We start from the raw sequence: 13,781 nt of genomic DNA, 5'->3' as shown, positions 1-13,781 counted from the left end.
AACATGAAGCGTACTTTCAAAATCTACCGCTACGATCCGGACAAGGATTCCAAGCCCTACATGCAGACCGTGGAGCTGGAGCTCGACGGCCATGAGCGCATGCTGCTGGACGCACTGGTCAAGCTCAAGGCCATGGATCCGTCCATCTCGTTCCGCCGTTCCTGCCGCGAAGGCGTGTGCGGCTCGGACGCGATGAACATCAACGGCAAGAACGGCCTGGCCTGCCTCACGAACATGAAGACGCTCAAGGGCGACATCGTCCTGAAGCCGCTGCCCGGCCTGCCGGTGATCCGCGACCTGATCGTGGACATGACGCAGTTCTTCAAGCAGTACCACTCGATCAAGCCGTACCTGCAAAGCGACGTCTACGCATCGCCAAGCAAGGAACGCCTGCAGTCGCCCGAAGAGCGCGAAGAGCTCAACGGACTGTACGAGTGCATTCTGTGCGCAAGCTGCTCCACGAGCTGCCCGTCGTTCTGGTGGAATCCTGACAAGTTCGTGGGTCCTGCCGGCCTGCTGCAAGCCTATCGCTTCATCGCCGACAGCCGTGACACCGCCACCGAATCGCGCCTCGATAACCTGGAAGATCCGTACCGCCTCTTCCGCTGCCACACCATCATGAACTGCGTGGACGTGTGCCCCAAGCACCTGAACCCGACGGTCGCGATCGGCAAAATCAAGGAACTGATGGTCCGCCGGGCCATCTGATAGCAATGGCACAAGAAGAATCCCTGCTCGACGAACGCGATGTTTCGCTGCTGCGCTGGCGCTCGCGCCGTGGTCTGGTGGAAAACGACCTGTTCATCGAGCGCTTCTTTGCCACCTATGGGTCGCGCCTGACACACGCTCAGGCGCGAGGACTTTCAGTACTGATGGACTTGTCCGACAACGACCTGCTGGACCTGCTGCTCCGCCGCAAGGAACCCGAGGCAGAACTCGACACCGAAGAAGTCCGCAACGTACTGGAACAGCTACGCCCTCGCGCCTGAAGCAGGGTGCAAATCCTGCACTCTGAGGCAGGCTAAACATTGAAGGAAATGAAATGAAACTGGCAGACAACAAAGCTACGCTATCGTTCAGCAACGGTAGCCCAAGCATCGAACTCCCCGTTTACCAAGGCACGATCGGCCCGGACGTCATCGACATCCGCAAGCTGTACGCGCAGACGGACAAGTTCACCTATGACCCGGGCTTCCTGTCCACCGCGTCCTGCCAGTCGGCCATTACCTATATCGATGGCGACAAGGGCGAACTGCTGTACCGCGGCTACCCCATCGAGCAGCTGGCCACCAACTGCAACTACCTCGACACCTGCTACCTGCTGCTGAATGGCGAGCTGCCCAACGCACAGCAGAAGGCCGACTTCGAGAACCTGGTGACCAAGCACACCATGGTCAACGAGCAGATGCAGTTCTTCCTGCGCGGCTTCCGTCGTGACGCCCACCCGATGGCCGTGCTGACCGGCCTGGTTGGCGGCCTGTCGGCGTTCTACCACGACAGCACCGACATCAACAATCCCGAGCACCGCCAGATCTCGGCCATCCGCCTGATCGCCAAGATGCCGACGCTGGTTGCCATGGCATACAAGTACGGTGTGGGCCAGCCTTACCAGTACCCGCAGAACAACCTCTCGTACGCAGGCAACTTCCTGCGCATGATGTTCGGCAACCCCTGCGAAGAGTATCAGGTGAACCCGGTCATCGAACGTGCGATGGATCGCATCTTCATCCTGCACGCAGACCACGAGCAGAACGCATCCACCTCCACCGTGCGCCTGTGCGGCTCTTCCGGCACCAACCCGTTTGCGGCGATTGCTGCCGGCGTGGCCTGCCTCTGGGGTCCTGCCCACGGCGGTGCGAACGAAGCCTGCCTGAACATGCTGGAAGACATCCAGCGCATGGGCGGCGTGGCCAAGGTCGGCGAGTTCATGGAAAAGGTGAAGGACAAGTCCTCCGGCGTGAAGCTGATGGGCTTTGGTCATCGCGTGTACAAGAACTACGACCCGCGCGCCAAGCTGATGCAGGAAACCTGTAATGAAGTGCTGGCAGCCCTGGGCCTGGAAAAGGATCCGCTGTTCGCGCTGGCCAAGCAGCTCGAGAAGATCGCCCTGGAAGACGACTACTTCGTGTCGCGCAAGCTGTACCCGAACGTCGACTTCTACTCCGGCATCGTGCAGCGCGCCATCGGCATTCCAGTGAACCTGTTCACCGGCATCTTCGCACTGGCCCGTACCGTGGGCTGGATCGCCCAGCTGAACGAAATGATCAGCGACCCAGAGTACAAGATCGGCCGTCCGCGCCAGCTGTACACCGGCTCGCCACGCCGCGACATCGTCAAGGGCTGATCGATCCCCGCGGGCATTGCAGGGCCCCTGCAAATACCCTGGTACCCCGAAAGCCCCGTGGATTCGTCCACGGGGCTTTTTTCATGCCCCACGGCGGCGATCATGCACTCGCCAGCCTACGTAGTTGCCACAGAATTGCCGCGAAAAAGCCCCTATGGCACCACGATGGGCGCTCCAAGCGTCTACCATCGTTCGATGCACATCGCCTCCTCCCGCCTTCATGCAGGCCCCGGCACCGCTCATGCATGAGCGTGCCCACCCATCGACAGCCGGTCTTCCCACCCCCATCTGGCGCTGCCTCCTCATAGAGGACGACAGGGACAACGCGCGCTTCATTGCCGAGGGCCTGCAGGCGCAGGGCCACATCGCCGCGCTATCGCACGATGGGGCAAACGCGCTGCAGCGCGCCACGTCCGAAGCGTGGGACGTGGTGATCCTCGACCGCATGCTGCCCGCGAACGTCGATGGGCTGAACATCCTTCACACCATGCGCGGGCTCGGGCTGCGCACGCCGGTGCTGGTGTTGTCCGCCCTGAGCGGCCTGGATGAACGCGTCAAGGGCCTGAAGGCCGGCGGCGACGACTACCTGACCAAGCCGTTCGCGTTCTCCGAGCTGTTCGCGCGCCTCGAGGCACTGGTGCGACGCTCGCGCACCGATGCCGAAGTAACCACGCTGCAGCTCGCCGACCTGACCCTCGACCTCGCCCGCCGGCAGGCGCGGCGCAACGGCCGCAGCATCGCGCTCAAGCCCCGCGAGTTCCGCCTGCTTGCCTATCTCATGATGCACCCGGGCCAGGTGCTCACCCGCACCATGCTGCTCGAGGCCGTCTGGGACTTCCGCTTCGACCCGCAGACCAACCTGATTGACGTGCAGATCAGCCGCCTGCGCCGGCAACTGCATGCCGAGGGAGAGGCCCCGCTTCTGCACACGGTGCGCGGGGCAGGCTATCGGCTCGGATTGGCAACGCCATCCGCATGACCCGGCCGGTGCACCGGGGACACGGCATGCTCTGGAGATCCACCGGGCTGCGGCTTGCCGCGCTGTTCGGGTTCCTGGTGCTGCTGGGCATGCTGGCCGCGCTCGCACTGGTCTACCTGCAGGTCTCGGTGGTCCTGCATGCGAATGTCGAGCGCCAGTTGCAGCAGAACCAGAAACGCCTGGTCGCCAGCTACGAGCAGCTGGGCCCACAGCGCACGGCACAGGCCATCTCGCAGGGCCTGTCCGATGGCAGGGACACCGATGCCGAGCTCATGCTGCTGGTCGATGCACAAGGGCATCGCCTGGCAGGCAACCTGCAGAGCGATGCGCTCGCCCATCCTGCAAGCGGTTTCCAGGGCCTGCAACGCCTGCAGCATGGAGGCGCGTGGATCAACGCGCAGATCATGGTGCATCGCTTCGAAGACGGCGCACTGCTGATACTCGGCCACGACCTGCGCGAGCTGCGCGACATCGAATCCACCGTGGGAACGGCCAGCGTGGTGGCGGGCCTGTTCGCCCTGCTGCTGGCGGGCGCCGGCACCTGGTTCTTCCGCAGGGAGCTCGCACGCAGCGTGGGCGCCCTGCACGCCACCATCATGCACATCACGGGCGGACGGCTGCAGTCGCGCATCCCGACCCTGGCCGCCGTCGATGACGAATTCACGCAGCTCGAGCACGATTTCAACCAGATGCTCGATCGCATCGAGCATCTGATGAGCGGCGTACAGCACGTCAGCGACACGATCGCACACAATGTACGCACGCCGCTCACCCGCATCCAGCTGCGCATGCAGTCGGTACTCTCGGATCCCGCGGCCGATATTGAACGACTGCGCGACAGCATGGCGACCGCCACGCAAGAGATCGACAGCCTGAGCCTGATGCTGGAGAAACTGCTGTCCATCGCCCAGGCCGAGGCCGGCATGCGCCGCAGTCCCTTCACCGAACTGAACTGGGCCGACATCGCGCGGGACGTGATCGAACTCTACGAAGACCTCGCGGACGAGGAGCGGGTGACGATCGAATGGCGATGCGAGGATCCGGCACCCCTGCTGGGCGACCGCGCGGTGCTGGCCGGCGTGGTGGTGAACGTGCTGGACAACGCCATCAAGTATGCGGGAGCGGGGAGCCGCGTCATCATCACCTCGCGCACAACGCGCGCTGCGCACGCGGTGGTCACGAGCGACACGATGGGCGACAGCTCCGGCAGCATTGCATCCTTCAGCGAACTCGTCATCCGCGACAACGGTGCCGCGCTCGACGAGGCCGCCATCGCGTCGCTCGGCCAGCGCTTCGTGCGGCTGCGCCCTGATCGCGAAGGACACGGCCTCGGCCTGGCAAGCGTGCGCGCGATGATGCATCTGCATGGCGGAGAGGTGCATATCGCGAGCGCCTTCCCGGGGCTCGCAGTGACGCTGCGCCTGCCATCGATCATCGCCACGCACCATACGCGAAAACCACATAAACAGGCCAGCGACATTACCGTTCCGCAATGATGCCGTCACGCCCCGCCGGCGTCTGCGCACATACGATTTTGGTTCCGTTTAACCGGCCCGCAAAGGGCCTTGAAGGAGACCAGAGTTGTGAAAGTAAAAAGCCAGAGAGACTTCGCTGCGGGGCTGCTGTTCAGCACCTTCGGCGTGGCCTATGCCTGGGGGGCAACCACCTATAACGTAGGTTCGGGAGCGCGCATGGGGCCGGGGTACTTCCCCTTGATCGTCGGCCTGCTGATTGCCCTGCTGGGCGCGATCATCACCGTCAAGGCCATGGTCAGCGACGAAGGGAACGATGAGCCCATCGGCACCATCGCCTGGCGCCCGCTGGTCTTCATCATCGGCGCCAATCTGGTGTTCGGCATCCTGCTCGGCGGCCTGCCGAGCATCGGACTGCCACCGATGGGTCTGATCGTCGCTGTCTACGCGCTCACCGTCATCGCCAGCCTTGCAGGAGACCAATTCCAGTGGAAGCCCGTGGTCATTCTCGCCACGGTGCTTGCGATCGGCAGCTATCTCGCATTCGTCGTTGCGCTGAACCTGCAATTCCAGGTCTGGCCCACCTTCATCGCGGGCTGATGTCCTCCACAAGCACATAACAACGACTCATCATGGACCTGATAACCAACCTCTCGACAGGTTTCGAGGTCGCCTTCACGGCGCAAAACCTGCTCTATGCATTCATGGGCTGCCTGCTCGGAACGCTGATCGGCGTGCTGCCGGGCCTGGGCCCCGTGGCGACGATCGCGATGCTGCTGCCCACCACCTACGCGCTGCCGCCGACGGCCGCGCTCATCATGCTCGCGGGCATCTACTACGGCGCCCAGTACGGCGGCTCGACCACCGCCATCCTGGTGAACCTGCCGGGCGAATCCTCATCGGTCGTCACCGTGATCGACGGTTACCAGATGGCACGCAAGGGCCGAGCTGGGCCGGCACTTGCCGCCGCGGGACTGGGATCGTTCTTCGCGGGCTGCGTCGGCACGCTGATCATCGCCGCATTCGCGCCTCCGCTCACCGAGATCGCATTCAAGTTCGGTCCGGCCGAATACTTCTCGCTGATGGTGCTCGGCCTCATCGGTGCCGTGGTGATGGCCTCGGGATCCCTGCTCAAGGCCATCACGATGATCCTCGTGGGCCTCGCATTCGGCCTGGTGGGAACCGACGTGAACTCCGGCGTTGCGCGCTACAGCTTCGACATTCCCGAGCTCACCGACGGCATCAGCTTCATCGCCATCGCAATGGGCGTGTTCGGTTATGGCGAGATCATCGCCAACCTGGCCGTTCCGGAAGAAAAGCGCGAAGTGTTCACCGACAAGGTAAGCGGCCTCATGCCCACCAAGGAAGACTTCAAGCACATGACCCCTGCCGTGCTGCGCGGCACGGCGCTTGGATCCGCGCTTGGAATCCTGCCCGGCGGCGGCGCGCTGCTCTCCGCCTTCGCGGCGTACACGCTGGAGAAGAAGTCCCGGCTGCGCCCGGGCGAGGTGCCGTTCGGCCAAGGCAACATCCGCGGCGTTGCGGGCCCGGAGGCCGCGAACAATGCCGGTGCCCAGACCTCGTTCATTCCGCTGCTGACGCTCGGCATCCCGCCCAACGCCGTGATGGCGCTGATGGTGGGTGCGATGACCATCCACAACATCCAGCCGGGCCCGCAGGTGATGACCAGCAATCCCGAGCTGTTCTGGGGACTGATCGCATCGATGTGGATCGGCAACCTCATGCTGGTCATCCTGAACCTGCCGATGATCGGCCTGTGGATCAAGCTGCTGTCGATTCCGTACAAGTGGCTGTTTCCCGCCATCGTGCTGTTCTGCGCGATCGGGGTCTACTCGGAGAACAACAACACCTTCGAGATCTGGATGGTGGCGATCTTCGGCGTCATCGGCTATCTGTTCCACAAGCTCAGCTGCGAGCCCGCACCGCTGCTGCTCGGCCTGATCCTGGGGCCCATGATGGAGGAGAACCTGCGACGCGCCCTGCTGCTCTCGCGCGGTGACTGGGGTGTTCTCGTCACGCGACCTCTGTCGGCATCGCTGCTCGCCGTGGCAGCCCTGCTGCTGGTGATCGTGCTGCTGCCTGCGGTGAGCAAGACGCGCGAGAAGGCATTCGTCGAGGACTGATGCACCGGCGGCCTCCAGGGACCAGGTCGCCGGTACCTTCCAAGCCCCGCGGCAAGGATTTGCAGCGGGGCTTTGTACGTTCCCGCCAAGGGCCTATGAGCTGCCTGCCCGGCTTCCAAAGCGCTCGCGGTAGGTCTGCGGCGTGATGCCCAGGTGGCGCGAGAACAGATGGCGCAGCGCCTGCTCCGAGCCCAACCCCACGCGCGCGGCGATCGTCTTGAGCGGAAGCGCGGACTGCTCCTCCAGCCATTGCCTCGCGCGCTCAAGCCGTGCCGACTCGATGAACGCCGTCGGAGTCTGCGCGCACTCCTGAAGGAACAGTCGGCTCAGATGCCGCTCGCTCATCGAAGCCTGCTCCGCCAGCTCGGCCATCGACAGGGGGCGGTCGAGATGCTGCAGGATCCACTGCTGGATGTTCCTGACGCTGCGGTGCGTGGTGGCCTGGCTCGCCAGGCGCACGCTGAACTGTGATTGCCCGCCCGGCCGCTTGAGGTACATGACAAGGTCGCGCGCCACATCAAGTGCCAGTGCATGGCCGAAGTCCTCCTCCACCACGGCGAGCGCAAGGTCGATGCCCGCCGTCACGCCGGCCGAAGTCCACAGCGCGCCATCCCGCACGTAGATCGCGTCCGCATCCACATCAACGCGTGGGTATTTCTGCTGCAGTGCGCCCGCCACGCTCCAGTGGGTTGCCGCCCGGCGGCCATCGAGCAGGCCTGCCTGCGCCAGGAAGAAGCTGCCCGAGCACAGGGAGATCAGCCGCTGCACCTGCGGCCCCACCTGCTGCAGCCAATCGACCAGCGCAGCGGATTCCTCCAGCACGCGCTCGATATGGCGCGACCCCACGACGACGACCGTACAGCCCAGGCCATCCGTCGCGATGTCGGCAATGGCCTGCGTCGCGTCCAGCGACATGAGGGTGTCCGAACGTACCGGCCCCCGGCGCTCGGACACGATGCGTACCGCGTAGCCGTCAGGCTGCCCGCGCTCGCGCAGATGCACGTTGGCATAGTCGAACACCGACATCGGCCCGATCGCCTCGAGCGCCTTGAAACCGGGATAGACGACCAGATCGACGCGATGCGCGCCTGCGTGACGATGTTCCATGCCTTCACTCATGACGAAACAGGCAATATAGCGAGCACCAGGCCCGCGTGCCTGCGCGGGGTTGTCCTGGAGTCGGCCACACGATCAAATCCGGACATCATGCTGCGGCATATGGACATGCAGCGCCAGCCCGCGCGCATGATGCCCTACAGTAGCCGCTTCAAATAGGTATCGCACCTGTCGGTATCGCCCCCACCCGTTCAAGACCTCCCGGAGAGACACCCCATGAAATCACGCGCCGCAGTTGCCTTCAAAGCCGGAGAGCCCCTGAAGATCGTCGAGATCGACGTTGCACCGCCCAGGAAGGGCGAGGTGCTGGTGAGGATCACCCACACCGGCGTCTGCCACACCGATGCCTTCACGCTGAGCGGGGACGATCCCGAAGGCGTGTTCCCTGCCGTGCTGGGCCACGAAGGCGCGGGCATCGTCGTGGAAGTCGGCGAAGGCGTGACCAGCGTGAAGCCTGGCGACCATGTGATCCCGCTCTACACCGCGGAATGCGGCGAGTGCCTGTTCTGCAAGAGCGGCAAGACCAATCTCTGCGTTGCCGTGCGCGCCACGCAGGGCAAGGGCCTGATGCCCGACGGCACGACGCGTTTCTCGTACAACGGCGAGCCCATCTACCACTACATGGGATGCTCCACGTTCAGCGAATACACCGTGGTCGCCGAAGTCTCGCTGGCCAAGATCAGCCCCGACGCCAACCCCGAGCAGGTCTGCCTGCTGGGCTGCGGCGTCACGACGGGCCTCGGCGCCGTGAAGAATACCGCCAAGGTGCAGGAAGGCGATACGGTGGCCGTGTTCGGCCTCGGCGGCATCGGCCTGGCCGTCATCCAGGGCGCCAAGCTCGCGAAGGCCGGCCGCATCATTGCCGTCGACACCAACCCCTCCAAGTTCGATCTGGCCAGGACCTTCGGCGCGACGGACTGCATCAACCCCAAGGACTTCGACAAGCCGATCCAGCAGGTCATCGTGGAGATGACCACCTGGGGCGTGGATCACAGCTTCGAGTGCATCGGCAACGTGAACGTGATGCGCGCGGCACTGGAATGCGCGCACCGCGGCTGGGGCCAGTCGGTGATCATCGGCGTGGCCGGTGCAGGACAGGAGATCTCCACGCGCCCATTCCAGCTGGTGACGGGCCGCAAATGGCTGGGTACGGCCTTTGGCGGCGTGAAGGGCCGCAGCCAGCTGCCGGGCATGGTGGAAGACGCCATGCAAGGCAAGATCCAGCTCGCACCGTTCGTCACGCACACCATGCCGCTCACCGGAATCAACGACGCGTTCGACCTGATGCACGAGGGCAAGTCGATCCGCTCCGTGGTGAACTTTGCAGGCTGATCGCAGCATGTCCGCATTGACCCTGGAACTCAAGAACGCGCACGCCTGCTTCGGCGGCGCCCAGCGCTTCTACGAGCACAGCTCGCGCGAGATCGGCCTGCCGATGAAATTCTCCGTCTATCTGCCGCCCCAGGCGCTGATGGGCGAGAAGGTGCCTGCCGTGCTGTACCTGGCCGGGCTGACCTGCACTGAAGAGACCTTCATGACCAAGGCCAACGCGCAGCGCGTGGCTGCCGCGCTGGGCATCGCGCTGATCGCGCCCGACACCAGCCCGCGTGGCGCGCATGTGCCCGGTGAAGCCGACGCATGGGACTTTGGCGTCGGCGCGGGCTTCTACCTGGATGCCACGCGCGAGCCATGGGCCCGGCACTGGCGCATGGAGAGCTATCTGCTCGGCGAACTGCTGCCCCTGGTGTGCGACAAGCTGCCCATCGCGGCCGACCGCATCGGTATCTTCGGCCACTCCATGGGCGGCCACGGCGCGCTCACGCTGGCTCTGCGCCACCCGGGCGTGTTCAGGAGCCTGTCGGCCTTTGCGCCGATTGCCAATCCGGTGAACTGCCCATGGGGCCGCAAGGCATTCACAGGCTACCTGGGTGAGGACACGTCCGCCTGGGCCGCACACGACGCCACATTGCTGATGGGTGAACAGAAAAACGCGCCCTACCCCGGCGGCATCCTCGTCGACCAGGGCATGGCCGACAAGTTCCTGATGGAAAAGCAGTTGCTGCCCGAAGCCCTGGAAGCCGCCTGCGCGAAGGTGGGGCAGCCGCTCAACCTGCGCATGCAGCCGGGCTACGACCATGGCTACTACTTCATTCAGACCTTCATCGAAGACCATCTGAAACACCACGCAGCGCAGTTGAGCGCCTAACCCCGGAGTGCATTGCGACGCGCCAGCTCAGAACAGCACGCCCTGGCCTTTTGCCAGGGCGGGCCTGTACTGCGTGAGATCCAGTTCGCTCCGCTCGCGATGGAACCCCAGTCTTTCACACGCCTTGTGAAAGCGCTGCCGCAGCATGTCCGCCCATACGCCCGATCCCTTCATGCGGGCGACATAGCTGCTGTCATAGCTGACTCCGGCCAGCCGCTTGGCGGCATCCACCCCATGCAGGTCCTGGATGCGCGCCAGCACCCGGGCCGCACGATCCGGGTAATGCTGCTCGAGCCATTCGCGCATGATGCCGTTGAGCTCCCACGGCAGCCTGATCACCGTATAGAACGCCGACGTTGCCCCCGCATCGCGCGCGGCGGCAAGCACCTGCTCCATGTCTTCCGTGATGAACGGAATCTGCGGCGCCACGCTCACCCCGACCCTCACGCCAGCGTCCGCCAGTGCGCGGATGGTGCGCAGCCTGCGATGGGGCGCAGCGGCCCGCGGCTCCAGTATGCGGGCCAGTTGCGCATCGAGCGTGGTGACCGTGACATAGGCGGCCACGAGGCGGTGGCCCGCAAGCTCGGACAGCAGGTCCAGGTCGCGCTCCACTCCGCTCGACTTGGTGATGAGCGAGAACGGGTGCCGCGCATCGCGCATCACCTCGATCACGGATCGCGTGAGGCCCAGCTCGCGCTCCACGGGCTGGTAACAGTCCGTCGCGGAGCCGATGTTGACGATGGACGGCCGATGGGAGGGAGAGGACAGTTCCTCGCGCAACACCTCCGCAATGTTGCGCTTGGCGATGATGCGGGTCTCGAAGTCCAGGCCGGGCGAGAGATTGAGATAGCTGTGCGTGGGCCGTGCATAGCAGTAGACACAGCCATGCTCGCAGCCACGGTAGGGGTTGACCGACTGCTCGAAGAAGATGTCGGGCGAATCATTGCCGCAGAGCGCCGACCGGGCCTGCTCGAACGTGACCTGCGTGCGCACGGGAGCGGGAAGCCCCTCCTCGTCCACGGCGCTCCACCAGATGTCCTCATCCTGGGAAAACCCGTCGCGCCGCTGCGGGCTGAAGCGGTGCACCACCTGCGTGGCAATGCCGCGGCCTTTCACGGGCGGCCGGGGGGTGTTGGTGCCGGGGCCGATACTGGAGCCGGGATTGCGACCTGAGTTCATGGCATGAATTACTGTTTATTTATACAGTAATTTATTCAACCAGTGACGTCAAGCAGGGGCCCTCGCGCCAGCATGGCTTCTTCGGGCGGCGGCTGGAAAAAGCTGCAGAAAATCGGCAACGCGCGGGAAAAGGCAAGCTTTGCCAGTGGTGTCCATGCGCCTGCGTGCGACATTGGCCGCGATATTGGCTCATGGGAACCGAAGCCTATACAGTGATCAGCTTTTCGCGATCCCAGCGTTAGTTAGAAAGAAAGGAATTCCCTCCATGGCCCAAGCCAAGCCGCCCATCACGCTCTCATCGCTCGACGTCGATCGCATCGAAGCGCTGCTGGCCGCGATCCCGGCCAGCGCGTTTCCGGGCAAGGCGGAACTTCAGGCAGAACTCGACCGCGCCGACATCGTCGCGCCGGAGGAGATGCCTCCCACCGTCGTCACCATGAATTCCACGGTCAAGTTCGCCATCGTGGAAACCGGGAAGGAGTTTGTCCTCAATCTCGTCTACCCGCGCGACATGGACGGCAGCGCCGACAAGATCTCGATCTTCGCCCCCGTGGGCAGCGCACTGCTGGGCCTGTCGGTAGGCGACGAGCTGGCATGGCCCGGCCTCGGCGGCAAGCCGATGACCGTGCGCGTGGAGCAGATCGTGTACCAGCCGGAAAGCGCAGGAGAACTGCACCGCTGACCCGGAGCTCCACGCCCGCAAAAAAACCGCAGGAGCTTCACGCTCGCTGCGGTTTTTTTGTCAAAAGCCAGATGTCGTCATTCCGGTATTCAGCAAGCCATAGGCCCTGCCCCCACGCGGAAGAAATCAATGGATGAACTGGCCTGCAAGCAGCACGCCGCCGCCCGCTCCGATGAGGCTGAGCTGCCAGCGCAATGCCGTCAGCCAGGTCGGCACGTGCTGCTCCACCCTGAGGTAGAGAACGCGGCCGGCCAGCACGGACAGCACGAAGGCCACGCACATGCCCAGCAGATGCAGCACCGGAACCTCGGGCACCCAGGCCGACACGACGGCATTGACCAGCAGGCAGATCGAGAAGTGGATCAGGAATACCGAGTAGGACATCTGGCCGAGCTTCTGCAGGCGCGAGGTGAGCGGTTCAAGGATCGGCTCGATGGGTCTGGCCAACCGCCCCAGCAGCAGTTGTGCATGCGTGGTGCCGTCCTCGCGCGCGGGACGCATCACCAGCATGAGCACCAGGGCGGAGGTCATGGCCAGCGCGATGCGGCCGCGGAACTCCACCCAGAGCGCGGCGCAACCGATCACACCGATCAGCACGAACCACGTCGCCCAATGCCTTGAGCGCGACCCCCAGTAGGCCAGCATGCCGAGGCCGTAGGCGCCGAAGAAATAGATGCCCCACATATCCCAGTCCGCATGGAGGTTGGCATACAGCAGCGAGCCGCACACCCCCGCGGCCACCAGCACCTGCGTGACGCGGGCGCGGACCCGGTCGGAGAAGCGGAAGCTGCGCATCGCTCCAAACAGGAGCACCGCCATCACGAAGAGCTGGAAATCGATGGCCACGTACCAGACGCCGGCGGAAAGCGCCTCCTCGCCTACGATGTCCTGGATCAGGAAGGCATTGGCGATCAGTTGAGGGATGCTGGGCTCCCCCGGAACGGAGGGATGGTCCATGAGCGACCGCACCAGGTCGGACAGCAGCACCGCAACGATCAGCGCCACCGCATAGGGGACCACCAGCCGCACGAAGCGTTTGCCCACTTGCTGGGACGCACTGTCAAACCGCGCAAGCGCCTTGGGAGCCAGGCTTGCCGCGGCAAGATAACCGCCCAGCACCAGGAAGATCTGCACGGCCATGCGCGCGTACTCGCTCAGCCATTCGATGGTGTCGGGAAGAAGGGGTTGGGCGACATCAGACATCGGGCCGTAGAAGGCCAGGTGGTGCCAGACGATGGCCGCGCAGGCCAGACCCTTGATGCAGTCAATGCTTGCATTGCGCTTTGCGGAAGACATTCTTATGTGTTGTATGTGCTCGATTCCGGCCGGACGAATGCTCTGCTCGTTCGGGAAAGGCGAAATTGTGCGCTCTTTGCTCGAAGCTTGCAGGCGGCGAAAGAAAGTTCGTTTGTCTCTCTTGCCCCATGCATGCGGTGCCACCCGAAACGGGAGCTGGCCAACACATGGGTACCGGCGCTTCCAACGCCGGCACCCTGTTCAACGCGCGTGTGCGCAATTTGGTTTACTTTGATTCGGTGCGCCTCAGGATTTCACGGCGCATCACCTCATCCTCGGTCAGTTCGTACCACATCGCATTGAGTACGGCAAAGGCGGCCGCAAGAGGCAGGCCCAGAAGCCAGGAGAAATACCACATGATGA

14 protein-coding genes are annotated in these 13,781 nt (G+C 64.1%); 10 read left to right on the top strand and 4 right to left on the bottom strand.

What is annotated here, in order from left to right; all coding sequences use genetic code 11:
• Positions 1 to 3: 3 nt before the first annotated feature.
• The 7 genes from H9K76_RS07295 (at position 4) to H9K76_RS07265 (ending at position 6,939) form a co-directional block, all read left to right on the top strand.
• A complete protein-coding gene (locus H9K76_RS07295; RefSeq protein ID WP_187599163.1) occupies positions 4 to 708 on the top strand; it encodes a succinate dehydrogenase iron-sulfur subunit in 705 nt (234 codons plus the stop codon).
• Positions 709 to 713: 5 nt separating this feature from the next.
• Entirely contained in the window at positions 714 to 989 is a 276-nt protein-coding gene (locus tag H9K76_RS07290; protein WP_187599161.1) for a succinate dehydrogenase assembly factor 2, read from the top strand.
• Positions 990 to 1,042: 53 nt separating this feature from the next.
• Complete coding sequence (locus H9K76_RS07285) at positions 1,043 to 2,344, top strand: citrate synthase (protein WP_187599159.1); 1,302 nt, start codon at positions 1,043 to 1,045, stop codon at positions 2,342 to 2,344.
• Positions 2,345 to 2,630: 286 nt separating this feature from the next.
• Positions 2,631 to 3,323, top strand: a complete 693-nt coding sequence (locus tag H9K76_RS07280) for a response regulator transcription factor (RefSeq protein WP_187600503.1) — start codon at positions 2,631 to 2,633, stop codon at positions 3,321 to 3,323.
• 26 nt (positions 3,324 to 3,349) lie between these two features.
• On the top strand, positions 3,350 to 4,819 hold the full coding sequence (locus H9K76_RS07275) for a sensor histidine kinase (RefSeq protein WP_246475366.1): 1,470 nt from the start codon (positions 3,350 to 3,352) through the stop codon (positions 4,817 to 4,819).
• Between the two features lie 87 nt (positions 4,820 to 4,906).
• Complete coding sequence (locus H9K76_RS07270; protein ID WP_187599156.1) at positions 4,907 to 5,395, top strand: tripartite tricarboxylate transporter TctB family protein; 489 nt, start codon at positions 4,907 to 4,909, stop codon at positions 5,393 to 5,395.
• Positions 5,396 to 5,427: 32 nt separating this feature from the next.
• Positions 5,428 to 6,939 (top strand): tripartite tricarboxylate transporter permease, encoded by a 1,512-nt coding sequence (locus tag H9K76_RS07265; RefSeq protein ID WP_187599154.1) that lies wholly within the window; start codon positions 5,428 to 5,430, stop codon positions 6,937 to 6,939.
• 93 nt (positions 6,940 to 7,032) lie between these two features.
• Here H9K76_RS07265 and H9K76_RS07260 read toward each other — a convergent pair whose 3' ends face one another.
• Positions 7,033 to 8,046 (bottom strand): GlxA family transcriptional regulator, encoded by a 1,014-nt coding sequence (locus H9K76_RS07260; protein ID WP_187599153.1) that lies wholly within the window; start codon positions 8,044 to 8,046, stop codon positions 7,033 to 7,035.
• A 225-nt stretch (positions 8,047 to 8,271) separates the two neighbouring features.
• Between H9K76_RS07260 and H9K76_RS07255 the strand changes: the two genes are divergently transcribed.
• Both H9K76_RS07255 and fghA read left to right on the top strand, forming a co-directional pair.
• On the top strand, positions 8,272 to 9,387 hold the full coding sequence (locus H9K76_RS07255) for an S-(hydroxymethyl)glutathione dehydrogenase/class III alcohol dehydrogenase (RefSeq protein WP_187599151.1): 1,116 nt from the start codon (positions 8,272 to 8,274) through the stop codon (positions 9,385 to 9,387).
• A gap of 7 nt (positions 9,388 to 9,394) precedes the next feature.
• Complete coding sequence (fghA, locus tag H9K76_RS07250; RefSeq protein WP_281394168.1) at positions 9,395 to 10,261, top strand: S-formylglutathione hydrolase; 867 nt, start codon at positions 9,395 to 9,397, stop codon at positions 10,259 to 10,261.
• Positions 10,262 to 10,288: 27 nt separating this feature from the next.
• Here the strand turns inward: fghA and H9K76_RS07245 are convergent, their stop codons facing one another.
• Positions 10,289 to 11,440: a PA0069 family radical SAM protein gene (locus H9K76_RS07245; protein WP_187599149.1), complete on the bottom strand. Its 1,152-nt coding sequence runs from the start codon at positions 11,438 to 11,440 to the stop codon at positions 10,289 to 10,291.
• Between the two features lie 265 nt (positions 11,441 to 11,705).
• Here H9K76_RS07245 and rnk point away from each other — a divergent pair, with 265 nt between their 5' ends.
• A complete protein-coding gene (gene rnk, locus H9K76_RS07240) occupies positions 11,706 to 12,122 on the top strand; it encodes a nucleoside diphosphate kinase regulator (RefSeq protein ID WP_187599147.1) in 417 nt (138 codons plus the stop codon).
• 126 nt (positions 12,123 to 12,248) lie between these two features.
• On the opposite strand, the gene H9K76_RS07235 is transcribed toward rnk, so the two are convergent.
• Both H9K76_RS07235 and cydX read right to left on the bottom strand, forming a co-directional pair.
• Positions 12,249 to 13,418 (bottom strand): acyltransferase family protein, encoded by a 1,170-nt coding sequence (locus tag H9K76_RS07235; RefSeq protein WP_187599146.1) that lies wholly within the window; start codon positions 13,416 to 13,418, stop codon positions 12,249 to 12,251.
• A 226-nt stretch (positions 13,419 to 13,644) separates the two neighbouring features.
• Positions 13,645 to 13,776, bottom strand: coding sequence for a cytochrome bd-I oxidase subunit CydX (cydX, locus tag H9K76_RS07230; RefSeq protein ID WP_187599144.1), 132 nt, complete (start codon positions 13,774 to 13,776; stop codon positions 13,645 to 13,647).
• Positions 13,777 to 13,781: the final 5 nt, after the last annotated feature.

The organism is Diaphorobacter ruginosibacter, assembly GCF_014395975.1.
In the GTDB taxonomy this organism is placed as follows: domain Bacteria; phylum Pseudomonadota; class Gammaproteobacteria; order Burkholderiales; family Burkholderiaceae_C; genus Diaphorobacter_A; species Diaphorobacter_A ruginosibacter.
The sequence above is the reverse complement of the archived record's forward strand: the minus strand, read 5'-3'. Positions and strand labels throughout refer to the sequence as shown.

Excerpts from the sequence above, each read along its gene's own strand:
- H9K76_RS07265 (WP_187599154.1), top strand. The coding sequence starts at position 5,428 with ATGGACCTGATAACCAACCTCTCGACAGGTTTCGAGGTCGCCTTCACG.
- H9K76_RS07285 (WP_187599159.1), top strand. The coding sequence starts at position 1,043 with ATGAAACTGGCAGACAACAAAGCTACGCTATCGTTCAGCAACGGTAGC.
- H9K76_RS07235 (WP_187599146.1), bottom strand. The coding sequence starts at position 13,418 with ATGTCTTCCGCAAAGCGCAATGCAAGCATTGACTGCATCAAGGGTCTG.
- H9K76_RS07275 (WP_246475366.1), top strand. The coding sequence starts at position 3,350 with ATGCTCTGGAGATCCACCGGGCTGCGGCTTGCCGCGCTGTTCGGGTTC.
- rnk (WP_187599147.1), top strand. The coding sequence starts at position 11,706 with ATGGCCCAAGCCAAGCCGCCCATCACGCTCTCATCGCTCGACGTCGAT.
- H9K76_RS07255 (WP_187599151.1), top strand. The coding sequence starts at position 8,272 with ATGAAATCACGCGCCGCAGTTGCCTTCAAAGCCGGAGAGCCCCTGAAG.
- H9K76_RS07295 (WP_187599163.1), top strand. The coding sequence starts at position 4 with ATGAAGCGTACTTTCAAAATCTACCGCTACGATCCGGACAAGGATTCC.
- fghA (WP_281394168.1), top strand. The coding sequence starts at position 9,395 with ATGTCCGCATTGACCCTGGAACTCAAGAACGCGCACGCCTGCTTCGGC.
- H9K76_RS07245 (WP_187599149.1), bottom strand. The coding sequence starts at position 11,440 with ATGAACTCAGGTCGCAATCCCGGCTCCAGTATCGGCCCCGGCACCAAC.
- cydX (WP_187599144.1), bottom strand. The coding sequence starts at position 13,776 with ATGTGGTATTTCTCCTGGCTTCTGGGCCTGCCTCTTGCGGCCGCCTTT.
- H9K76_RS07260 (WP_187599153.1), bottom strand. The coding sequence starts at position 8,046 with ATGGAACATCGTCACGCAGGCGCGCATCGCGTCGATCTGGTCGTCTAT.
- H9K76_RS07290 (WP_187599161.1), top strand. The coding sequence starts at position 714 with ATGGCACAAGAAGAATCCCTGCTCGACGAACGCGATGTTTCGCTGCTG.